Origin of the sequence: Plesiomonas sp. ZOR0011 (assembly GCF_000800945.1) — a bacterium.
Lineage (GTDB): Bacteria > Pseudomonadota > Gammaproteobacteria > Enterobacterales > CAMTGL01 > Plesiomonas > Plesiomonas shigelloides.
In genome coordinates, this window is sequence record NZ_JRKB01000025.1 from 52,815 (window position 1) to 75,578 (window position 22,764).

At 56.3% G+C, this 22,764-nt stretch carries 16 protein-coding genes; 9 read left to right on the forward strand and 7 right to left on the reverse strand.

The features are described from left to right. The first annotated feature begins 259 nt into the window (after positions 1–259). On the forward strand, positions 260–1,615 hold the full coding sequence (gene yegD, locus L975_RS04180) for a molecular chaperone (protein WP_047707376.1): 1,356 nt from the start codon (positions 260–262) through the stop codon (positions 1,613–1,615). Between the two features lie 226 nt (positions 1,616–1,841). Further along, complete coding sequence (gene mdtD / locus L975_RS04185; protein WP_047707378.1) at positions 1,842–3,248, forward strand: multidrug transporter subunit MdtD; 1,407 nt, start codon at positions 1,842–1,844, stop codon at positions 3,246–3,248. A 20-nt stretch (positions 3,249–3,268) separates the two neighbouring features. Here the strand turns inward: mdtD and L975_RS04190 are convergent, their stop codons facing one another. After that, complete coding sequence (locus L975_RS04190) at positions 3,269–3,871, reverse strand: short chain dehydrogenase (RefSeq protein WP_047707380.1); 603 nt, start codon at positions 3,869–3,871, stop codon at positions 3,269–3,271. 103 nt (positions 3,872–3,974) lie between these two features. Between L975_RS04190 and L975_RS04195 the strand changes: the two genes are divergently transcribed. Continuing rightward, complete coding sequence (locus tag L975_RS04195; protein WP_047707382.1) at positions 3,975–4,874, forward strand: LysR family transcriptional regulator; 900 nt, start codon at positions 3,975–3,977, stop codon at positions 4,872–4,874. Positions 4,875–4,999: 125 nt separating this feature from the next. Here L975_RS04195 and bcsG read toward each other — a convergent pair whose 3' ends face one another. From bcsG to bcsE, 3 genes are read right to left on the reverse strand one after another with little or no spacing between them, the layout of a single operon-like run. Then, positions 5,000–6,697, reverse strand: coding sequence for a cellulose biosynthesis protein BcsG (bcsG, locus tag L975_RS04200; RefSeq protein WP_052181262.1), 1,698 nt, complete (start codon positions 6,695–6,697; stop codon positions 5,000–5,002). Between the two features lie 45 nt (positions 6,698–6,742). After that, positions 6,743–6,931: a cellulose biosynthesis protein BcsF gene (gene bcsF, locus L975_RS04205; RefSeq protein WP_010862934.1), complete on the reverse strand. Its 189-nt coding sequence runs from the start codon at positions 6,929–6,931 to the stop codon at positions 6,743–6,745. Further along, positions 6,931–8,520, reverse strand: coding sequence for a cellulose biosynthesis protein BcsE (bcsE, locus tag L975_RS04210; protein ID WP_047707384.1), 1,590 nt, complete (start codon positions 8,518–8,520; stop codon positions 6,931–6,933). The genes bcsF and bcsE overlap by 1 nt, the downstream gene beginning before the upstream one ends. Positions 8,521–8,841: 321 nt before the next feature. On the opposite strand from bcsE, the gene L975_RS04215 reads away from it, so the two are divergent. From L975_RS04215 to bcsC, 6 genes are all read left to right on the forward strand, one after another. Further along, a complete protein-coding gene (locus tag L975_RS04215; protein ID WP_039046386.1) occupies positions 8,842–9,039 on the forward strand; it encodes a BcsR/BcsP family cellulose biosynthesis protein in 198 nt (65 codons plus the stop codon). Between the two features lie 171 nt (positions 9,040–9,210). Beyond that, positions 9,211–9,981, forward strand: a complete 771-nt coding sequence (bcsQ, locus tag L975_RS17175) for a cellulose biosynthesis protein BcsQ (RefSeq protein WP_052181263.1) — start codon at positions 9,211–9,213, stop codon at positions 9,979–9,981. Continuing rightward, positions 9,978–12,608 carry a UDP-forming cellulose synthase catalytic subunit gene (gene bcsA / locus L975_RS04225; protein ID WP_047707386.1) on the forward strand — a complete coding sequence of 877 codons (2,631 nt, stop codon included), beginning with the start codon at positions 9,978–9,980 and terminating at the stop codon, positions 12,606–12,608. The genes bcsQ and bcsA overlap by 4 nt, the downstream gene beginning before the upstream one ends. Next, the gene (bcsB, locus tag L975_RS04230) at positions 12,605–14,953 is read left to right on the forward strand and encodes a cellulose biosynthesis cyclic di-GMP-binding regulatory protein BcsB (protein ID WP_230400778.1); all 2,349 of its coding nucleotides are present in this window, start codon (positions 12,605–12,607) and stop codon (positions 14,951–14,953) included. The genes bcsA and bcsB overlap by 4 nt, the downstream gene beginning before the upstream one ends. A 15-nt stretch (positions 14,954–14,968) precedes the next feature. Beyond that, positions 14,969–16,087, forward strand: a complete 1,119-nt coding sequence (gene bcsZ / locus L975_RS04235; RefSeq protein WP_047707388.1) for a cellulose synthase complex periplasmic endoglucanase BcsZ — start codon at positions 14,969–14,971, stop codon at positions 16,085–16,087. After that, on the forward strand, positions 16,075–19,629 hold the full coding sequence (gene bcsC, locus L975_RS04240) for a cellulose synthase complex outer membrane protein BcsC (protein ID WP_047707390.1): 3,555 nt from the start codon (positions 16,075–16,077) through the stop codon (positions 19,627–19,629). The genes bcsZ and bcsC overlap by 13 nt, the downstream gene beginning before the upstream one ends. Before the next feature lie 111 nt (positions 19,630–19,740). On the opposite strand, the gene rbsR is transcribed toward bcsC, so the two are convergent. From rbsR to rbsB, 3 genes are all read right to left on the reverse strand, one after another. Continuing rightward, positions 19,741–20,748, reverse strand: a complete 1,008-nt coding sequence (rbsR, locus tag L975_RS04245; protein ID WP_039046381.1) for a ribose operon transcriptional repressor RbsR — start codon at positions 20,746–20,748, stop codon at positions 19,741–19,743. Positions 20,749–20,750: 2 nt separating this feature from the next. Next, positions 20,751–21,692, reverse strand: a complete 942-nt coding sequence (gene rbsK, locus L975_RS04250; protein WP_047707393.1) for a ribokinase — start codon at positions 21,690–21,692, stop codon at positions 20,751–20,753. 152 nt (positions 21,693–21,844) lie between these two features. Beyond that, the gene (gene rbsB / locus L975_RS04255) at positions 21,845–22,732 is read right to left on the reverse strand and encodes a ribose ABC transporter substrate-binding protein RbsB (protein ID WP_010862944.1); all 888 of its coding nucleotides are present in this window, start codon (positions 22,730–22,732) and stop codon (positions 21,845–21,847) included. Positions 22,733–22,764 lie beyond the last annotated feature (32 nt).

Sequence of the window (22,764 nt, forward strand, 5' to 3'; positions counted from 1 at the left end):
ACGTCACGCAGGAGCACTCTTGCCCTCGTGCGCAGCACGATGCATCGTTGATGCCGATGGCATTGCTACTGATGACTACGTTGATGTGGCTCCTGATGAACGGTTCACCCAACACCGTATGCCTAGCGTTAGCAATAGCATGTTCTGCTGCTTTTTTCACCTCAAGGGCGCACGCTTGGTTAGGCGCAAGCACCTTGGCGTACGCGGCAAAGTGCGCTACAGTCTGCCCCCTTTTTTCCCGCAGTCAGGAGTAGGCTAGATGTATATCGGATTTGACTATGGTACCGCCAACTGTTCCATGGGGTATATGACCGAGCACGGCCCACGGCTACTGACACTGGAAAATGACTCACCTTATTTGCCGTCGATGCTGTGCGCGCCGAGTCGCGAAGCGGTCAGTGAGTATCTGTACCGCCACTGGCAAGTGCCGGCGGATGGTGCGGCCAGCACCCAATTGCTGCGCTCGGCCATCAGCAGTAATCGCGAAGAAGATATTCAGGTTACCCCGGGCTGCTTAAGCTTTGGTCAGCAGGCGCTGAGCCAATACATGCGCGAGCCAGACGAAGTCTATTTCGTGAAATCCCCCAAATCGTTTCTCGGTGCCAACGGCTTAAAGCCGCTACAAGTGGCGCTGTTTGAGGATTTGGTGTGCGCCATGATGTATCACATCCGCCAGCAAGCCGAGCAGCAACTGCAGCAATCGCTGACCGAAGTGGTGATTGGCCGACCGGTAAACTTCCAAGGCACCGGCGGCGAGCAAGCCAACCAGCAAGCGGAAGGGATTTTGCTGCGCGCCGCGCGCCGCGCCGGTTGGCACCGGGTCGAGTTTCAGTTTGAACCGGTCGCCGCCGGACTGGACTTTGAAGCCACCTTACAGCACGAACAGCGCGTGCTGGTAGTGGATATCGGCGGCGGAACCACCGACTGCTCACTGCTGCTGATGGGGCCGCAGTGGCATCCACGCGCCGATCGCCAGCAAAGCCTGCTCGGTCACAGCGGTTGCCGCATTGGCGGTAACGATCTGGATATCGCCTTGGCCTTTCATCGCCTGATGCCGCATCTGGGGCTGGGAGGCAACTTAAGTAACGGTATTGCCTTGCCGACCTTGCCGTTCTGGAACGCCATCGCCATCAACAATGTGCCTGCACAGGCCGACTTTTATGGCAGTGCCAACGGTCAGGTGCTGCGTAACTTGCTGCATGATGCCGCCGAGCCGGTGGTGTTCGAGCGTCTGCTCAAAGTTTATCGCCAGCGTCTCGGTTACCGTCTGGTGCGCTGCGCCGAAGAGAGCAAAATTGCACTGTCGCAGCAAGCAAGCTGTCAGGCTAACTTAGACTTTATCGCCCCGGCACTCGCCTGCGAACTGCAGGTGAGCGATCTGGAAGAGGCCATCAGCCAACCGCTGCAAAAAATCAGCGAGCTGGTCCATGAAGCGTTAACCTGCGGCGGCGGTATGCCGGATGTGGTGTATTTAACCGGCGGCAGCGCTCGCTCGCCACTGCTGCGCGCGCTGTTGCAACAGCAGTTACCGGGCATTCCGTTGGTCAGCGGCGATGATTTTGGCTCGGTCACCGCCGGTCTTACCCGTTGGGCTAATATTCTGTTTCGCGGCTAAGGTTCGCGTTTCACATGCGCGCTTCGCACAGAACATAATGACTGAGTTATTCGCACACCGGTTACCGCTTAACGCGGGATAACCGGTGTGCGGATAGGATCGCGTACCAACATTCCTCAAGTGGCAGAAAATGCCAACTTTCCCTGCAAAGCACATTCGCCCTTTCTCTTTTGACCAAAATCCGGTCTAATTCTGCTGTTAAGCAGTGGAAGAATGAGGATTCGGCATGACAGCCCCCAGAAGTATGGCAGGATTACCGTGGATTGCGGCAATGGCGCTTTTCATGCAGACGCTCGACGCCACTATCCTCAACACCGCCCTGCCCGCCATGGCGGCCAGCTTGCAGCGCTCACCGATTGCCATGCAATCGGCCATCATCAGTTATACCCTGACCGTGGCCCTGCTGATCCCACTCAGTGGCTGGATGGCCGATCGCTTCGGCACCAAACGGGTATTCCAAATTGCGGTGGTGCTGTTCACGCTGGGCTCATTAAGCTGCGCCATGTCCGCCAATCTCAGCATGCTGATCGCCTCGCGAATTTTCCAAGGGATCGGCGGCGCCATGATGATGCCGGTCGCGCGTTTAGCGCTGATCCGCGCCTACCCACGCGATCAACTGCTACCGGTGCTCAATTTTGTCACCATGCCGGGGCTCATCGGCCCGGTACTCGGCCCACTGCTCGGCGGCTGGCTGGTCACCTACACCTCGTGGCACTGGATTTTCCTGATTAACCTGCCAATTGGTCTGGTCGGCTTATGGTATGCCAACCGCCACATGCCGAATGTCACCATGCAAACGCATCGTATGGACTGGCGCGGCTTTTTGCTGTTTGGTCTGGGGCTGGTACTGATCACGTTGGGATTAGAGATGCTGGGTGAGCGCAGCCATGCGCGCTGGCAAGCCTACCTGACCAGCGCCACGGGGCTGCTGCTGCTGCTCGGCTATATTGGCCATGCTAAACGCTACGCTACGCCACTGATTGATTTGAAGCTGTTCCGAATTCGCACCTTCAGTATCGGGATTTGCGGTAACCTGTTTTCCCGTCTCGGCACTGGCGGGATCCCCTTTTTGCTGCCCCTGATGCTGCAGGTCAGCCTCGGTTACAGCGCCGAAGTCTCCGGTTGGATGATGGCGCCGATTGCGCTGGCCGCCATCTTGTCCAAGCCGTTTATCACCCGTTTGCTGCGCCGGTTTAGTTATCGCCGCACGTTGCTGCTCAGCACCTTGCTGATTGCCGCTTGTATCGCCGCACTCTCGTTCTATCATGAACATCATGCGCTATGGCTATTGATGCCGGTGCTGTTCCTGTTCGGGATGCTGATGTCGGTGCAACTGACCTCGATGAACACCTTGGCGCTGAGTAATCTGTCCGATCAGAACGCCAGTAGCGGCAACGCCGTTCTCAGCGTGGCGCAGCAACTGGCCATCAGTTTCGGTATTGCCAGTGGCGCGTCTATCCTCTCGTTATTTAAAGACAGCGGCCTGTCACTGCAATCGGCCTTCCACCACACCTATCTGACGGTGGCGCTGATCACTTTGCTGTCTGGCTTGGTCTTCTTACTGCTGAAAAAAGACGACGGTGCCAATATGCACCGTCGCCAAGAGCCGGTCATTAACGTGATGGAAGAGTAAACGCTTCGTTCAGCACAGGGTTACTCCACCCGAAAAATCTGGCCATTTTGTATCCCGGCCAAGGCTTTGTAATACGCCTTGGCCACGCGCGCCGCATCCACCGCCTCAAAGCCAGGGAAGAAGGCGCCATATTGCACCAACGACTCGGTCACTACGCTCGGGCTAACAGCATTAATCCGGATCCGGCGCGGCATTTCACAGGCAGCCGCCCGCACAAAATGCTCCACCGCACCATTGACCACACTCGCGCTGATCCCACCAGCAATCGGCTCCGAACTTAGAATGCCGCTGATCAGCGTGATTGAACCCCCCTCATTAAGCCACGACAGCGCCGCCTGCGTCAGGTGAATTTGGCCAAGTAATTTACTGTTCAAGCCGACCTGCCACTCGGCCGTACTCATGGCGCTTAAGCTATTAAACGCCACCGCGCCACTGGCCACCACCAAGGCATCAAAGTGACCGATCCGCGCAAACAGCTGCGCAATACTGTCCGCATCGGTCATATCCACCGTCCACTCGCCGCCTTGGTGGCGCACGCCGATCACCTCATGCTGCTGTTGCAGCAATAATTGCTGTACCGCACGGCCGATGGTGCCACTGGCGCCAATAATCACTACCTTCATATTCACTCCCGCCTCCACAATGGGTGTCCTTTCAGTCTAGACCGCTGCCCATAAAGAAAAAGCGGCTACAATGAACGCATTGTTTCCCTAGGAGCACCAATAGATGGATCTGACCCATCTGCAAAGTTTTTATCGCGTGGTACAGGCCGGTGGATTTTCGGCTGCCGCCGAGAGTTATGGCTGCAGTAAAGGGATGCTCAGCCGGCATGTCAGCGCCCTCGAACGCGCACTGCAGACGCGTTTGCTGCAGCGCACAACACGTCGCCAGCATCTCACCGAAGCCGGACATCAGCTATACCAACAGGCCGAGCAGATTTTTGCCGATTTGCGCGCGGCCGAGCAGGAGATCACGGCACTGACGCAGGAAGAGAGCGGCCATTTACGTTTTACCTGCCCAGCCAGCTTGGGCGATCAGTTGATCGGGCCGGTCATGCAAGCATTTACCGCGCGCTGTCCGCAGGTCACGGTGGCACTGAATTTTACTAACCGACCGTTAGACCTGATCGCCGAGGAGCACGATATCGCGCTACGCGCGACCCCTTCGCCGCCAGCGAACCTCAGTGCGCGCTTACTTGGGCACTTACGCGATGTGGTCGTGGTCAGCCCGCGCTGGCTTGCGCGTTATGGCCAACCGAGCAGCCCACAGCAACTGCCGCCCGAGCACTGTTTCTTACAAGGTGATAATCCTGCTTGGGAGCAATGGCATTTTCGCCAAGGCGCACAGGCGGTGAGCCTGACCTTGAACGGCCGTTTACGCGCCAATCAGTACAGCAGTTTGCTGCAATTGGCGATGGCCGATGTCGGGATCGCTAAATGTCCGCTCTTGATTGCCGCGCCTGCTCTGCAACGTGGCGAGCTGGTCACCCTACTCGATGATTGGCAGACCAGTGTGCATCCGCTGTATTTACTGCATGTGGCGCAGCCCAATGTGCCGCGCAAAATTCAGATTTTCAGCGAAATTTTGCAGCAGTGGTTTCAGGCTCATCCGCAGTATTTGCTCTAAGTACTAGCGCTGCCGAAACGCAGAGGAAAGATAAACAAACGCCCGTGTGTTCTGCCACTTTCTGGTGGAAAAACACACGGGCGTCTTAGTAAACACGAGCTGACCCCTAGCAGAGGCCGATGAACTTAACGGCTCGGCTGCTGCGGATAGAGCGTCCAGGTTTTACGATCCAACGTCAGGTACTCTTTGCCCTGATAGCGCAACATCACACTGCCTTCGTTCGCTGCCACCACCGGCACCGTTTGCGGCAATGCTTGCACCAAAGCGCGCACATCCACGTTATCCTGACTGAACGCTTGGCCATTGGCTAAATCAGCCACCAGCTGCGAAATGGCCAGATAACTGGAGGGCTGCGTCACGTGCATCGGCGATTGGCTGACGCGCGATTTGGCATTCACTAACTTAACTCCGACAGGGACATGCACAATCGATGGACTCGGGATTTCCCGCATTCCCGATATCTGCATCAGATCGCCGGTCAAGGCGGCGCCATGCTCCGGCACAATCACCACCATTACCGGTCGACCGGATTGCTCCAGCTTCTGAATAAAAGCTTGCAGATCATCAAACAGACGGGTCAGGTTCTGCTTATAGTCGGCGCGGCTGGTTTGGCCGCGGTTATCGATGGTGCGGTTGCCATCGTGCAAGGTGATGGTGTTGTAATACAGCACCTCGCGCGGTTTATCTGACTGCAAGCGCTGCTGCCACCAGTTATCCAACACCGTCAAATCGCGGTAGATTGGCGACCCATCAAACGAAGTCATCACCGGCGACATATTGGTCAAGGACATAGGCTCCGTCGCCAATCCACCAAATTTCCGCGCTTCGGCAACAAAATCACCAAAGTGCCCGTCATGGTTCATCGCCCATGCTTCGCTAAACCCAATTTTCTGTAGATTATCAAACAGGTAGCAACGTGGATCAGCCTGCGCGAACAGATCAGCATTGGTCTGCTGACCACAGCTAGCGCGCAGCAAACGGATCATCGCAGGCCCACTGTAGGTCGAGGCGGAGTTGAACTCATCAAACACCACATCCATCGACTGCCATAATGGATGCTCCATCAACCCCACCGCCTGCATATCTGACCAACTCAACGAGCAGATATTCAAGATCAACACATCAAACGGCGCTTGTAGCGCCTCTGCAGCAGGGAAATTGGTGAACAGTTGGCTTTGCTGCTGGTAAAACTCACTCAGCGTGCGATTGAGCACCTCATCACTCGGCGGCGCGCCTGTCGCCGCCAACGACTGCTCGGCTCTGAGGATATCACTATCGGCGCGATTCACCGCTTTATCGACACCGCGGCTAACCTGCTCCGCCTGTGCTTGCAGTTGCGGTTTTTCAACGCTCCACCACGGCTGCAAATACGGCCACAGAGTCAGTACCGCCAAAGTGCTAAAGATCAGCAACGAAAAACGAATGAACTGACTTAAAAACAGGTAGACCACCAGCAGCGTCAAGCAACCGGCCAGCCAGTTCCAGTTAATAAACCGCCCGGCCAGCTCCAGCATATAATCGGCCGAGAACGACTCTACCGCCGATGATTGTGCCAATAAGCGGTTAAAGGGCGGCAACCACGAGTCGTAATAGAACAGCGCCACCGCAAACGGTAAGGCCAGTAACTGACGCCCACGATGCAGCCACAGCGGTGCCACTGGAAACAATAACCACGCGGCCAACGCCAAGTTGTACAGCGGATGAAAGTTGATCAAGCCCTGCCAGAACAGCACCAGCTTGGTAATAAAGTAGAAATTCCATAATCCGAGCCCGCGCCAATGCCGCAGCGCTGGGGGTAACGGAGAGAGAGTCACATCGCTCATGGTCATCCCTTGATAATCACGGTGAGCCTTAGTTGCCCCGACAGGTTACTGATCTGTCGGAGTACGTGAACTAGACGGTCGTAACGTCATCAGGCGCTTGTTATAACGAGGTCGCCGCACCATATGGCGCAATACCCGCTGGGCAACTTGCCAAATCGGGCGCAGATAAAACCCCAGCAGACCGGCAATAATTGCCGTGATCAAAGTGACCTGACTGAACGACACTAAATCCATTATATGGCCTTAATCGGTAAGGTTATGGGCTTCACGGCAGCATGATTGCGCTCCAGCGCGGTCATCTCTACCTTACTGGATTGTAATTGCGGATCGCGCACACCCGCCCGCGCGGTCAGCTCGGCAGTAAAATCGGGCTGCTCCGGCAATTGTTGCAAACGAGCCAGCGCCTCTTGGATCTCTTCGCGCACCGACAACACTTGCGACTCGGTAAATAACGTATTCACCGGCAGATAAAAGGCATTTTGCAACGCCCGCTCAGCATCATTGGGCCGACAGGCAAAGAAAAAGACATAGATATGATTATCAGCGACGGTCAACACATCGCCTTGTCGGCGCATTTCACACTGGGCTAAGGCATCGGTCATGCTCAGGCTCATGGCCGGTGTCAGAATTAACATCAGCCCGCGCGTTTCACTGGTCAAACTACGGCGCATTTCATCTTGCAGTAGCCGAATAAATTCGGCCGCAGGCAGGTATCCTTTCAGTCGTTGTGGCTGCGATGCCGCCAGCAAGCTATCAATCTCTGGCCGGATCATGTGCGGATAAACTTGCCCTTGCACCATCTGCAGCAAACCGATGAAACGTGAAACATGACAAGCAAACGGCATCACCATATTGGCCCCGGCACTCAAAAACAGCCGATCATCCAAATTACGCAAGCAGTTAGCCGCTTCACGCACCACAATCTTCAAGCGCGCGCCGCGCTCAGAGCGTAACTGGTAAATATCTCGGGCCAGTGCTTCGGTTTGACTGCTTTCCGTGATCGCAAAAATCACCGTGGCTTTTACTGCCTGTAGCGCCGCCTCCAGCAAACGTGGCCGGTCGGGAAACAGCGTCCAATGTGCTGATGGCGCGATGGTATTGGCTAACACCTCTTGCATCGCCAACACCACATCATCATCGGCCAAAGAGGCACTGCTCAGGCTGCCGCGCTCGGTATGCAGCACCAACTGCGTATCCTGCTGCAATAGCATCAAACGCATACCGGACGTAACGCCCATCTCGTTGCGCCAATATGCCAGATCGTAATCCACCAGCTCGCCTTGACGACTCAAGTGCACACAGCCACTGAGCCAGTTATTGCCTCGGTTGAGCCACTGGCGCTGCTGACTGCTGTGAGCACCAGAGCCGATCACCAATACCGCCAGTTCCTGCTGCTCGGCCCAATGCGTAAACTGTTGCAGCGCACGATCCAAGCGCAGTAACTGGTCCGTTTGCGCGTCTGGGTCTTTTTCCAAGCCATCACAGCGGTAACGTACCACCAGCAAGTCCGCCGCTTTACTGATACCAAACCACTCCATCTCAGCCGGTAAACGACGTAGCCACTCACCTTGTGGATCTTGGGTCAACGCAAACAGCTCACCCCGCACCTGCGGGTGGTGCAACGCACTCTGTAAGGCCTCCGTCATCGGCAGTGAAGAGGTGAGAAAATAACGGCTATCTGGTAACAACCCTTGAATAAAGGAAACCAGCAACAGATCGGCGACCGCTTCATCATCCACCGTCAGCCAATAAATGCCACCCTCGCGTAACCGAGTAAAATGAACGGGCAAAGCGTCAATGGCTAACTGAAACTTATTCCTCATTCTATTAGCCCCTCAATGATGGCGTTTAGGCTGTGCTATAATAATAGGACATAACGTCCGGAAGACGTGATCTTTCTTTTTCCTGTATGATGATAAACATAACAGTAACCACAGGAACATAACGGTAATCTGCTATAAAGTCTGATTTCCTTATCGCGTATTTGTTATCTCTGTCTACAGTATTAAGAGAAGGGGTGTGACTTAATTCTTTAATCGTAATCCACTCACGGTTATTCGTTGATGTTAACCATCCGTTTTTCACGCCCATCCGGTATTTCATGTGATTGTACTGTTGCCGGCAGCGTTTGAGGAAAATGAGTGATGAAGCAGAATTCAGCAAACAGTACCATCGGAGAGGACGTAACCAATCTGCTGAGTTGTTATCATATCAGTCAGTTACAGTACCTCGAAATCAAAGATCAAGAAGCAATACAGGGTATTACTTCACGTTGGCCACTGTTGGCACAAAGTTTAGTTCCGCCACAAGAGCCGGATACGGAACATACTGCAGCGGCTTAAAATTAAGACAAATGGCTAGGTCAGATGTCTTGGCATTAGAACCCAAACACCGTCAAACGATAAAAACACACTATTGGCGATGTATTAAAGTGATAAATATGGCAAGCATGCCAATTAATAATTAATTAACGATATTTTAGTATTCATTATTAGCAAAAGGAACGGTTAATCATGCCAGTCATTGCTATTCAGGGGATCCGTGGAGGATGCGGGACAACTACCGTCGCCGCAGGGCTGGCTGCCACCCTGCAAGCAATGGACTATCCGGTATTACTGTGGGATTTAAGCCCGCATAATCTGCTGGGTCAGCATGTCGGATTAGGTTTTCATATCAGTACCGGCTGGGCGCAAGCTATCACCGAGCAACGTCCTTGGTATCAGGCGGCGTTTGCCACCGGCTACCCGAATCTGTTGCTACTGCCATTTGGTCGGCCCACAAACTTTGCAGCATTAGATACGCTGCCCTCCACTTGGCTACAACAGGCGATAAGCGGTCTGGCGCTGGATCGGCGCACTTGGATCATTCTCGATATTCCACGCTATCCGCTCACCTTTGCCCAGCAAGCGCACGACATCGCCGATTTATGGCTACATGTCACCGAAGCCGATCCCGCCTGCCATGCACTGATGTATAGCACCGCCCATCCAGCCGAGATGCTTACGCAACAGCAGATGACGCCTGACGCCGCGGCGCTGGATCATCACTATTGGCTCGTCAATCGTCACCATACCTATCCCCAGCTGTCGCGCGATATCTGGCAACTGTGGCAGACCACCTTAGGCAATAAGCTGGTACCGGGCGCGATCCACCAAGATGAAGCGATCCGCGAAGCGCTAGCCACCAAACAGCTGATAACCGACTTTGCTCCGCAATCGCTGGCCGCTAAGGATTTTCTGTCGCTAGCGACTTGGTGCAAAAAAAGAGTGGAGCAGGGATCATGAGTGGCCATCTGCTCCTGCAACCCGGCCCTGCGGCCGCTATTCGTGACTATTATCAGCGCACCCACCGCCATTGGCGGGCAATCCCCGCGCTGCTGATCACCGCCGGGTGGTTACTGCTGTGGTGTGTGCTGCGCTTAGAAGCCCCTGCCTGGTGCTGGCTGCGACAAAATCGGCGGCAACTGTATCCGCAACTGCAACGCAGCTACCGCTTTGCCGATCCGTTACGCCTGCTACTGCAAACCCTGTGGTTACTGCTGCGCGGTGCGCGTAGTGCACGCCCTGCAGCCACTCTGCGCCTGAGCGCAGCATCAGCGCGCCTGTTTGCCCTGCTACGCCGTGGCCGTCAGCGTCTGTACCACGCGCTAAATACCTTTCCATTTCACACCCACCCGTGGGTGCAGCCGATGACGCAAACCGGTCCTTGGCACCAAGCGCGCAGTAAATTGGCCGCACTCTGGCAGTGGGGCATCTTAGCGCTGGCGCTGGTCTTGGCTATTTTGTGTATCACCGAGCCGTTCGGCATGCTGGCTCAGCTGACCTTTGTGGTGATTTTGTGGGTGCTGGCTCTGCTGATCCGCAATGTCCCGGGGCGCTTTCCCAGCATGATGATGATTGTGCTGTCGGTGGTGATCTCCTGTCGCTACCTGTGGTGGCGCTATACCCAAACCTTGAACTGGGACAGCCCACTGGATTTAAGCTTCGGTCTTGGCCTGCTGGCAGCCGAAACCTACTCTTGGCTGGTGCTGATGCTGGGCTATTTCCAGACTATCTGGCCACTGCACCGCAGCCCCTATCCGCTGCCATCTGATACGAAGCTGTGGCCGAGCGTGGATATCTATATCCCCACCTATAACGAAGATTTGTCGGTGATCCGCCCGACGGTCTACGCCGCACTGGGTCTGGATTGGCCGCAAGAGAAGCTCAACATCTATATTCTGGATGATGGCCGGCGTAGCTATCTGGCTGACTTTGCCAGAGAAGTGGGCGTCCACTACCTGATCCGGGATAACAATTTCCACGCCAAAGCCGGTAACCTGAATGCGGCGCTGAAGAAAACCCATGGCGAGTTCGTCACCGTGTTTGACTGCGACCACATCCCGACCCGTTCATTCTTGCAGATGACGCTAGGCTGGTTCGTCAAAGACCCGCACATGGCGATGATGCAAACCCCGCATCACTTTTTCTCGCCCGATCCGTTTGAGCGTAACTTGGGCAACTTCCGCAAAACCCCGAACGAGAACACCCTGTTCTACGGCTTGGTGCAAGACGGTAATGACACTTGGGATGCGACCTTCTTCTGTGGCTCCTGCGCCGTGCTGCGTCGCACCGCGTTGGAGGAGATTGGCGGCTTTGCTGTCGAAACCGTGACCGAAGATGCGCACACCTCTTTGCGGTTGCATCGCCACGGTTATCGCTCGGCCTACATTCGCATTCCCCAAGCAGCAGGGCTGGCGACCGAAAGTTTATCGGCGCACGTCGGCCAACGGATCCGCTGGGCGCGCGGTATGGTGCAGATCTTTCGCCTCGATAACCCATTGTTTGGCAAAGGATTATCTTGGGCGCAGCGCTTATGCTACACCAACGCCATGCTGCACTTTTTGTCCGGAGTCCCGCGGTTGGTGTACCTGACTGCCCCGTTGGCGTTTTTGATTTTCCACTCTTACATCATCTATGCCCCGGCAGTGATGATCATGCTGTACGTGATCCCACACATGACGCACGCCAGCATGACCAACTCACGGATCCAAGGAAAATACCGCTACTCGTTTTGGAGTGAGATCTACGAAACCGTGCTGTCGTGGTATATCGCTCGCCCAACTACAGTGGCGCTGTTCAACCCCCGCAAAGGCTCCTTTAACGTCACCGCTAAAGGCGGTCTGATCGACGAGCAATATTTTGATTGGGATATCTCCAAGCCATTTTTAGTGCTCGCGATGCTGAATTTCCTCGGCGTGCTGTTTGCTGGCTATCGCCTGATTTGGGGCCCCGCCGATGAAGCGATAACCGTGGTGATCAGTTTGCTGTGGACCTTGTATAACCTGCTGTTGCTGGGCGGCGCTGTGGCGGTGGCCTCCGAGGTGAAACAGGTACGGAAAACGCACCGCGTGCAGATCCGCTTGCCGGCAGTGCTGTATCGCAAAACCGGGCACGCCTTCCCTTGCATGATGGTGGATTACTCTGATGGCGGGGTGGGGTTGGAATTGGATCACCCACAAGCCTTTGATAGCAATGAGCCGATGACCTTGATGCTCAAACGCGGTACGCAAGAATTTATGTTCCGCGCCAAGGTGTGTAACCAGCGCAATAACTTTGTCGGGATCCAGCTCGAACACATGGATTTGCAGTCACACATTAATTTTGTGCAGTGCACCTTTGCCCGTGCCGATACTTGGGCGATGTGGCAAGAGAGCTATCAGCAAGATCAACCGATGCGCAGTATCCAAGATATTTTCGCGGTAGGGCTGCGCGGGTACAAACAAATGGCCAAGCAAGCACCACGGGCGATCGCTTGGCTGATCCGTCTGACGGTATGGCTGACGGAATGGTTTAGCTCATTTATACCCAGAACGCCGGCAATGACACTGGTTGCGGATCCCGTTAACTCTAAGCAAGAAGCTGAATTATGATGGCACTCTCACGTAATACCCTGTTGCTGGCGCTCGCTATGATCGGGGGGCTCCCTGAGCTGTGCGCAGCGCAAGAATACATTGGTGATACGCCGGCGCCGGCCGTATCGACTTCCGGCACCCCGCTGGCCACCACGGCCACGCCAAGTGCGGCCAACGCTAATAGCCCAAACAGCAGCGAAAATAGCGAGCAGGCGCCGGTAACAAACCTGAGCCTGAGCTTTAATCAGCTGTTGCCAAGCGGGATCCTTGAACTGCGTAATGCGCTTAAAACCATTCAAATGGATTTTGGCGTGCGTAGCGATCAGATAGTGACGGATGCCAAGTTGCATCTGATTTTTACCCCGTCACCGGCCATGTTACCGATCATGTCGCAGATTAAGGTGTACATGAACGATGAGCTGATGCAGGTGATCCCCATTCAGCAAGAGCAGATGGGTAAAGAAGTGGACCATGTGGTCAGCCTCAATCCACGCTTTATCAAAGATTTCAACACCGTTCGTTTTGAGCTGATCGGCCATTACAATGCGCCGTGCGAAGACCCACTCAACAATGTGCTGTGGGCGGATTTGAGCCGGAAAAGCCGCTTGGATCTGAACGTGCAAACTGTGGCACTGAGCAATGATTTATCACTGTTCCCTGAGCCGTTTTTTGATGCCCGCGATGTCAACCCGCTGCAATTACCGTTTGTGTTTGCCAGTATGCCGTCCACTGTCTCCCAACAAGCGGCGTCCGCCTTGGCCTCGTGGTTTGGCGCACAGTCTAAATGGCGCGGACAGACCTTCCCCGTCAGCCTGAATCAGTTGCCAGAGCAAAATGCGATTGTGTTTGCCACCAACAATCAGCGTCCGGATTTCCTGCGCGATTACCCGCCAGTTGAGGCGCCGACCGTGGAAATCATCAGCCATCCACAAAAACCGTATATCAAGCTGCTGCTGGTACTCGGTCGTGATGACGCCGATCTGCTTACTGCCGCACAAGGCATTTCTCTTGGCACTACCTTACTGCGGGGTCAGTCCACCACCATCACGGAGGTGAAAACCCTGCTGCCACGCCAGCCGTATGATGCCCCGAACTGGGTGCGTACCGACCGCCCCATTCCCTTTAGTGAACTGATGGATTACCCGCAGCAGTTGCAGGTCTCCGGTCTGACGCCGAACCCCATCACCCTGACCATGAATGTGCCGCCAGATCTGTTTACGTGGCGCAGCCCCGGTATTCCGCTTAACTTGCAATACCGCTACACGCCACCGGTCACCATGGATAGCTCACGGCTAAACGTCAGCATCAATGATCAGTTCGTGCAGGCGTTTTTACTGCGTGACTCTGGCCAAGGCGGCAGCTCCGAGCGCCTGCGCTTGCCTATTCTGACGGATATGTTCAGCCGTGATAGCGATGTGCTGATCCCCGCCCTGAAAATTGGTTCACGTAACCAACTGCGCTTTGATTTTGCCTTTGGCTCCTACACCAATGGCGGCCCACAGGGCATGTGCGTCACTAACATCACGCCCAATGTGCATGCGGCGATTGAGCCAAGCTCCACCATCGATTTCAGTGGCTATCACCACTATATCGCCATGCCGGATTTGCGTGCCTTTGCCAATGTGGGTTATCCGTTTACGCGCTTGGCCGACTTGTCACAGACGCTGGTGTTGATGCCAGCCCAACCCACCCCATCCGAACTGGGATTACTGCTCAGTGTGATGGGTAAGATGGGCGCCTCGACCGGTTATCCGGCGGTGCAAGTCAGCATCACCGATGACTGGCAGCAAGCCAAAGAAGCCAATAAAGATCTCTTGCTGATTGGTCAGTTGGCGTCCGGCGATCCATTACTGCAAAAAGATCACAGTGGTCTGATTGAACAAACCCGCGCTTGGCTTAACCAACCGCTGCGTCAGGTACGAGAAATCAACCCCACGCCAGCCAAAGAGCCGAACCCGAATGTGAAGGCGGCCAGCCGAGTGGATACTCGCTCAGAAGGTAATATCGCGGCGATGATCGGTTTTGAGTCGCCGTTTGGCACCCAGCGCAGCGTGGTGGCGATGCTGGCGTCCAACAGCGAAAATCTGGCGCTGATCACGCAAGGGCTGAATGATTCGGGTAAAGTCAGTGCCATGAGCGGCTCGGTGGTGGTCTTCCGAGATGGGCAAATTAACAGCGAGCGGGTTGGCGAGTTGTACTACGTCGGTCAACTGCCTTGGTGGATGCTGGTGTGGTATCACCTCTCCTCCTACCCGCTGTTACTGGCGCTGATCGCGGCCGTCGCGGTGGTGCTGGTGAGTATCGCCCTGTGGAATACCATGCGCTGGGTGACCCGTCGTCGTTTGGATGACCAGCACAAATAAGGAGCAGGCACGGCCATGAGATACCGACGCACTGCGGCACTGCTGCTGATGTTACTGCTCAGCAGTACAAGCGTCCGTGCCAGCTGCACATGGCCGGCATGGGAAGCGTTCAAGCGCAACTTCATTGACCCGCAAGGGCGGGTCATTGATCGCAGTGACCCGCGCCTGATCACCACCTCCGAAGGGCAATCGTACGCGCTGTTCTTTGCCTTGGTGGCGGGCGATCAGCCCACCTTTCGCCGTCTGTTGCGCTGGACCGAAACCCATCTGGCGCACGGCGATCTGGCCACCCATCTACCGGCATGGTTATGGGGCTTAAACAAAACCGGCCAAGGCGAGGTGCTGGACAGCAACTCGGCGGCGGACTCGGATCTGTGGATTGCGTATACCTTAAGCGAAGCCGGACGGCTGTGGAAAATTCGCGACTACCAAAGCCGCAGCGCCCTGCTGTTGCAGCAGATTATCCGCCACGAAGTGGCGACGTTGCCCCAGCTGGGCCCGATGCTGCTACCGGGCGCCCATGGTTTTCAGCACGATGACAGCTGGACGCTGAACCCCAGCTATCTGCCCCCCTTTGTCATCGACCGTTTAGCCGCGCAGTATCCACATCAAGTGTGGCCAGCAATGCGTGCCGCCACCCAGCGTTTACTGCAAGAAAGTGCGCCGCGCGGCTTTGCCCCCAACTGGATTAATTGGACCGCCGCCGGTGCCTGGCAAGAGAAAAGCGGCAGTGGCTGGACTGGCAGCTATGATGCCATTCGGGTCTATCTGTGGGTGGGGATGCTCGACCCACAAAACCCGCAGTCGCAGGCCTTACAACAGCACTTTGCCCCGATGGCGGACTATCTGCAGCAGCATCCCTTGCCGCCAGAAAGCATCAATACCCGCACCTTACAGGTTAATGGTGACGGTCCGGTCGGCTTTTCCGCGGCATTGCTGCCCCTGCTGAGTCGGCAATCGGATCCAAGCGCTTTACAGCGCCAGCTTCAGCGGGTGGAGCAACAGCCTCCCGCTGCGGATGCCTATTACAATACGGTCTTAACACTGTTCGGACAGGGATGGCTGGACGGACGTTATCGTTTCTCCCCGCAAGGAGAATTGATTTTACAAGGTAGTTCTTCATGTCAGGAATAAAACCGCTGCTTTACTCCCTGCTGGCCGTCTCGTTGACGCCAGCGCTACTGACCAGCCCACCGGCACTGGCAGCGCAGCAAGCTGCCTCGCCGACCCAGTGGCTGCTCAGTCAGGTAGCCTTGGGAGAAGCGACTAACCGCGACGATCTGGTTCAAGACTCTCTCGAACGACTGCGCAAAATTGCGCCTAATAATCCCGAGGTCTTAGCCGCGCAGCTGCGCTTTGAACTGCGCCAAAACCAAACGGAGCAAGCCGCCGCAACGTTAGAGCGTTTACGCGCACTGGCGCCACAATCCGAGGCCTATCAACAATCGCAACGTGCCTATGCGCTGGTGCAGCCGCAAGGCAAAGCACAGTTACAACAGGCGCGCTTGTTTGCCCGTGCCGGTCGTTATCAGCAAGCCATCGAACTGTACGATAAGCTACTCGGCGGCGCATTCCCCACCCCGCAATTGGCGCTCGAATACTGGCAAGTCAAAAGCCAGCTTCCCGACAGCCAAGCACAAGCGCGCCAAGCGATTGCCAAGCTCAGCCGCCAAAATCCAGACAACGGCCAACTGGCTCTGGCTTATGCTCGCCAGCTGTTTAGCGAGCAAGCCGACTCCGAAGCCGGTTTTGCGCTGCTCACGCGCCTCAGTAATGACGCACAAGAGCGTAACAATGCAGGCCAACTTTGGTACGATCAACTGCAGCGCCTGCCGGTGAGCAACCAAACCGCCGCCTTGTGGCAGCGCTATTTACAGCTCTACCCGAATGCCAGCGCCGAAGCGCACAGCGCTTACCAAACCTTGCAAGCTACGCTCAGTAACCCCGCCTTTCAAGCCAAACAGCGCGCCAACCAAAAGATGGCGGCCAACAGCCAAGATTATGCGCAAATAGAGCAAGAGCTGCGCCGCGCGCTGCAAGGCTACCCGAATGATCCGGAATTACTGGGCGAGTTGGGTCGATTACGTCTGCGTCAAAGCCGGCATAACGAGGCGTTAGCCTTGTTTGAACAAGCGCAGAAAAATGACCCCTCCGCCGACGATGCGGCCAAATGGACCGCGCTGATCAATACCGCCCGTTATTGGGGACTGATCCAAACCGGCGATCAGGCGCTGGAAAAAGGTCAATGGGCACAAGCCGAACAAGCCTATCGAGCAGCACTGCCGATTGAGCCGAATGACCCGTATGCTAGCCTTGGCTTGGCCGATCTGGCCGCCAAACGCGGACAAATTACTGAGGCCGATCGCGCCTACCAAGAGATTCAGCGCCGCTTCCCAGATAATGACAGCGCTTTACGTAAGCGCATCAATCTGCAGCTGGAGAAAAATCCACAGCAAGCTAAAGCCTTGATCGCGGGCCTCTCACCGGCGCAGCGCAAGCTGTTTGCCAGTGATTTGCAGCAAATTGAAGCCGACCGGTTGCAAAAAGAGGCCGAAAAACTGCAACAGCAGGCAGAAACGCTGCAACAAGAAGCCGAAACCTTATCGGGACAAAATCAGCTGGCACAAGCCGAGAGCAAACTGGCGCGGGCACAGAAAATCCGCCCAGATGATATTTGGCTCACTTACCGCTTAGCCAAATTACGCGCCCAACTCGGACAGCCTCAACCGGAGACAACCTTTGCCCCCTTGCTGAAACGCACGCCACGCAACCCGGATCTCATCTACGCATATAGCCTGTTTTTAGCCGGCCAAGGCCAAGAGCAAGCGGCAGTGCGTCAGCTGCGTAGCATCCCAGAAAAACAGTGGGATAACCGCATGCAAGAGCTGGCGGCGCGACTGGAGTTCGGTGCGGTGATGGATAATGCACGGGCGATGAAAAACCGCGGCCAAGACAAAACTGCGATTGCCTATCTACAGATGCAGCAAAAAACCTATCCAACTCAGGCCGCAATCCCACTGACGCTGGGCGATTGGGCGCAGCAAGCCGGTCAATGGGACAGCGCGCGCCGCTATTATGCGCAGGCGCTGCTACTGGAGCCGCAAAATGCCGATGCGCGCCTGAGCCTGATTGAGCTGGATCTTGCTCAAGGGAAAACAGCCCAAGCGCGAACCGCCCTGACCCAGCTTGAAGCCGATCCGGTGCTAGGTACTGCCCAAACCCCAGAGTTACAACGCCGCCGCGCGGTATTATGGGCTGAGCTGGGCGAGCCAGAAAAAGCCAAAACGCAACTGCGACCACTGCTGACCGCGCAGGCCAGCGATCCCCGCCTATTCCGCGATGCCGCCCGTTTAGAGCGGCAAACCGGCAATCCGCAGCAAGCCAAACAAGATTACCGCCGCGCCATGCAGCTCGCCAAGCTGGGTGACGGGCAGGATGATGTGGCGTACACCCAACAAACGCGCGTCAATGCCAAGGATGATTGGCTGCAACGCAGTATCCGCAGCGATGCCGAAAGCCTCTATCGCCAACAAGACCCCACTGTCACGCTGGAATACGATCGCTGGGGCAGTAACGGCACCGCCGGTACCTCCGATCTGACCGCCGGCAACGTAATGCTGGAAACCGCTATTCCGCTGCAAGACGGCCGCCTGTTTTTCCGCGTCGATCAAGTGCATATGGATGCCGGACGGATTAATTTAAGCAATCTGCGCGATGCCTCCGATTTTGGCAGCGCCTTGCTGTGCGCACCAAATTGCCAATATGGATCTGAACAACAGACTGCCAATGGCACTGCATTAGCGGTCGGCTGGCGCGGAGAGCGCTGGGAAGGCGATCTGGGGGTAACCCCGCTGGGCTTTGAGGTCACGGACTGGGTCGGTGGCATCCGTACCGAAGGCGATTTGGGCAAGTTGGGCTGGTCCGCCGTCCTGTCACGTCGTCCACTGAGTAACTCGCTGTTAGCCTATGCCGGCACGGTCGATCCAAATACAGGCGAGGTCTGGGGCGGCGTGCGCGCAACCGGGGTCAAACTGGGCTTGAGCGCCGACCAAGGCGGGGCCTATGGCGCGTGGAGCAGCCTGCAATATCATCAACTGACCGGCAAGAATGTCGAGGACAACACGCGGCTGCGCGTAATGGGCGGCGTCTATCATCGTGTGATTGATGAGCCGCATCGGCGACTGCGGGTCGGCACCAATGCCATGTACTGGACGTTCGACAAAGACTTGAGCGGCTATACCTTCGGCCAAGGCGGTTACTACAGTCCGCAGCGTTATGTGTCACTGTCGCTGCCGGTCAGTTATAGCCAGCGCTGGCAAGATTGGTCATTGCATATGGAAGCCTCGGTCGGCTACTCATGGCCGAAATCCGACGGTGGGCCTTACTACCCGACCCGCCCTGATTTACAGCAAGAGGCGGTCAATCGCAGTGGCGACACGTTTATCAATCCCATTTACGGCCCTGGTGGCGAGCCGGGCTTTGGCTATCGCGCCCGCATGCTGGTGGAGCATCGCCTGACCCCCAACTGGTTTGTCGGTGCGGCGTTTGATCTGGAAAAATCCGATACCTACACGCCAAACCATGCGCTGGTCTATCTGCGGTACAGCTTTGATGGTTGGAGTGGCGATCTGTTATTGCCACCGGAGCCGCTGGTGCCATACGCTGATTTTGACTAATGCATTGATTTAGCGACGAGCGCCAGACGCGAAAAAACAAGAAGGCCATCCTTTGGGATGGCCTTCTTGCGGTAAATCACGGTGGTTTAACGCAGCGGAAGCGCCATGCGGTTATTCGCTGAGCGCGGCTACCGACTCGCGGATCACCAAGCTTGGCTCCAGCAACAAGATGTCCGCCGGTTTACTGCGATCATCAATGCGCGCCAGCAAGGTATCGACCGCCAATTGCCCCAAATCTTCTTTCGGTTGATGGATGGTCGACAGCGCTGGCGCCAAATAACGAGCCAGCTCAATATCATCGTAACCGAGTACCGACATGTCCTGCGGAATACGCAGTCCCGCCTGATGCAGCACCTGATAAGCGCCCACCGCCATCACATCGTTACCGGCAAACACCGCGGTCGGACGTGGCTCACAGGCCAGCAACTGCCGCATGCCCTTGATGCCGCCATCGAAATCGAAATCGCCCTCGGCCAAATACTGCGCCGATTCGGTAACGCCGGCCTCTTGCAGCGCACGGCGATAGCCCTGTAAGCGCCCTTGTGACGGCTGCTTATCCAAAGGCCCGGTGATAATGCCAATCCGGCGATGGCCCTGCGCGAGTAGATAGCGGGTGGCCAGATAGCCACCGTATTCGGAGTTATCCTGAATCAAGTCGGCGGCGATACCGAGCGGGCCCCAATCCATCACCACCATTGGAATGGCCGGATGGCGACGAAACACATCCGAGACATCCACCCGCGATTCGCTGCACATCATCAACAAGCCATCGACCCGCTTTTGCAGCAGCATATCCAGACTGTGGCTCATCCGCTTTGGATCGCCGGCGGTATTGCACAACACCAGATTGTAGCCGCGCTCGTAGCAAGTCTGCTCAACGCCACGGACTACTTCGGCAAAAAACGGGTTATTACTGGTGGTCACCAGCATCCCGATGGTGCGGGTTTGATTGACCTTCAGGCTGCGCGCCAGTGCCGACGGGGAATAATTCAACGTTTCCACCGCCGCCATGATCCGCGCACGGATCTCATCACTCACAAAGCGACTGTTATTAATCACATGCGAGACGGTGGAGGTTGAAACGCCCGCCAGACGGGCAACATCCTTCATGGTCGCCATAATTACAGCGCCGTAGTCGGTTGCTGTTGCAAGAAGTAATCGGTCTCATTGCGCCACGGGATCGAAGGCTGGGCGCCAAAACGGGTCACCGACAGCGCGGCGGCCGCATGGGCAAAACGGATCGCGGCGGCCAACGGTTTTTGCTCCAGCATGGCAGTCACAAACGCGGCATTGAAGGTATCGCCAGCGGCGGTGGTATCCAGCGCCTGCACGCGGAATCCGGGGATCAGCACGCCCGCATTATCTTGCTCGCTAAACCACACCCCTCGCGCGCCCAAGGTGATCAGCACGGTACGGATCCCTTTGCCGTGCAGCATGGCGGCAGCGCGGGCCGCATCGGCATCCGAATCAATCTTGATGCCGGTCAAGCATTCGGCTTCGGTTTCGTTCGGGGTAATGATATCCACCTGTGCCAGCAGGCTATCTGGCAGCGCATGGGCCGGCGCAGGGTTTAAAATCACGGTGGTGCCCGCGGCGCGCGCGGCGCTGGCTGCCGCCATGATGGTATCCAATGGAGTTTCCAACTGCATCAGCAACGCATCAGCATCCCGGATCAGCTCCAGATGAGGCTGTAAGCGATCAGGAGTCAACGCAGCGTTGGCTTCGGCAGCGATGCCAATGCTGTTCTCGCCGTGGGCGGACACAAAAATCATCGCCACACCGGTATTCATACCCGGCACGCGCATCACGCCTTGGACATCCACCCCATCACGCACAAACTGTTCGCGCATGCGGGCACCGATATCATCTTCGCCAACACAGGCAATGAAGCTGACGTTAGCGCCCAAACGACCGGCCGCCACCGCCTGATTGGCGCCTTTACCGCCGAACACCACTTGATAGGCATGGCCGGTGAGGGTCTCACCCGGACGCGGGAAGTGATTAACAGACAGGATGTGATCAGCGTTCACGCTACCCAACACCACAAGTTTACCGGTGTGCATACAGTCTCCTTTCACCTGCGCGCAGCGCGTTGTACACGGGCGCAGCGGTTTCTCGCCCCGCGGCACAGCGAGGCCCCCCGTTGGGTGGCCGCCGCATGGCGATGGCATTGCTGGGAAAACAGACCGGCAGCCTGGGCTGCCGGTCGCCTAACTTATTTGGTTACCACTTTCAGCGGAACAGGGATATTGGCTTCGACCGGTTGGCCTTTGAGCACTTTATCGGCTGTTTCTACGCCGATGCTGCCGATTTGATCCGGCTGCTGGGCAATAGTGGCGGCTAACTTACCACGCTGTACCGCTTTGATCCCGTCTTCGGTGCCATCAAAACCCACCACCAGCACGTTTTCTTTGCCGGCAGCTTGCAGCGCACGCAGGGCGCCAAGCGCCATTTCATCGTTTTGGGCAAACACCGCTTGTACCTGAGGCTGCGCGGCCAACAGGTTTTCCATGACGTTCAGACCTTTCGTGCGGTCAAAATCAGCCGGTTGTGCCGCCAGCAGTTGCAGCTGATGGGCTTCGATGGCTTGCTTAAAGCCCGCGCCACGCTCACGGGCCGCCGAGGTACCGGCGATCCCTTCTAATTCAATCACTTTGGCCTGCTTGCCCAGCTTCTCGGCGATGAAATCACCGGCCATCTTGCCACCCGCGACGTTATCAGACGCGATGTGGCTGACCACTTTGCCTTTTTCCGCGCCGCGGTCGAGGGTGATCACCGGCAGGTTACTGCGATTGGCCATCGCTACCGCGTTGGCTACGGCGGCTGAGTCCGTTGGGTTGATCAGCAGCACCTTCACGCCACGCACGGTCAGGTCTTCCACGTTCGCCAGCTCTTTGGCCGGGTCATTTTGCGAGTCGAGCACAATCAGGTTATAGCCCAGCTCATTGGCTTTTTTCTCAGCCCCTTCTTTCATGGTGACGAAGAACGGGTTGTTCAGGGTGGAAACCACCATCGCCAGCGTGTCTTTCGCCAGTGCGTTACCGGTCAGAGACGCGCTCAGCAGAGCTGCAGAAACCACAGTAGCCAGTTTTTTGATGTTCATCCGATTTATCCTTGTCATTATGGGTGTTGTTA

Bases quoted from the DNA above. Each gene is read 5' to 3' on its own strand.
- bcsZ (WP_047707388.1), top strand. From the start codon at position 14,969: ATGAGATACCGACGCACTGCGGCACTGCTGCTGATGTTACTGCTCAGC.
- bcsG (WP_052181262.1), bottom strand. From the start codon at position 6,697: ATGAGCGATGTGACTCTCTCTCCGTTACCCCCAGCGCTGCGGCATTGG.
- L975_RS04195 (WP_047707382.1), top strand. From the start codon at position 3,975: ATGGATCTGACCCATCTGCAAAGTTTTTATCGCGTGGTACAGGCCGGT.
- bcsC (WP_047707390.1), top strand. From the start codon at position 16,075: ATGTCAGGAATAAAACCGCTGCTTTACTCCCTGCTGGCCGTCTCGTTG.
- rbsB (WP_010862944.1), bottom strand. From the start codon at position 22,732: ATGAACATCAAAAAACTGGCTACTGTGGTTTCTGCAGCTCTGCTGAGC.
- bcsF (WP_010862934.1), bottom strand. From the start codon at position 6,931: ATGGATTTAGTGTCGTTCAGTCAGGTCACTTTGATCACGGCAATTATT.
- rbsK (WP_047707393.1), bottom strand. From the start codon at position 21,692: ATGCACACCGGTAAACTTGTGGTGTTGGGTAGCGTGAACGCTGATCAC.
- L975_RS04190 (WP_047707380.1), bottom strand. From the start codon at position 3,871: ATGAAGGTAGTGATTATTGGCGCCAGTGGCACCATCGGCCGTGCGGTA.
- bcsE (WP_047707384.1), bottom strand. From the start codon at position 8,520: ATGAGGAATAAGTTTCAGTTAGCCATTGACGCTTTGCCCGTTCATTTT.
- yegD (WP_047707376.1), top strand. From the start codon at position 260: ATGTATATCGGATTTGACTATGGTACCGCCAACTGTTCCATGGGGTAT.
- L975_RS04215 (WP_039046386.1), top strand. From the start codon at position 8,842: ATGAAGCAGAATTCAGCAAACAGTACCATCGGAGAGGACGTAACCAAT.
- bcsB (WP_230400778.1), top strand. From the start codon at position 12,605: ATGATGGCACTCTCACGTAATACCCTGTTGCTGGCGCTCGCTATGATC.
- bcsA (WP_047707386.1), top strand. From the start codon at position 9,978: ATGAGTGGCCATCTGCTCCTGCAACCCGGCCCTGCGGCCGCTATTCGT.
- bcsQ (WP_052181263.1), top strand. From the start codon at position 9,211: ATGCCAGTCATTGCTATTCAGGGGATCCGTGGAGGATGCGGGACAACT.
- rbsR (WP_039046381.1), bottom strand. From the start codon at position 20,748: ATGGCGACCATGAAGGATGTTGCCCGTCTGGCGGGCGTTTCAACCTCC.
- mdtD (WP_047707378.1), top strand. From the start codon at position 1,842: ATGACAGCCCCCAGAAGTATGGCAGGATTACCGTGGATTGCGGCAATG.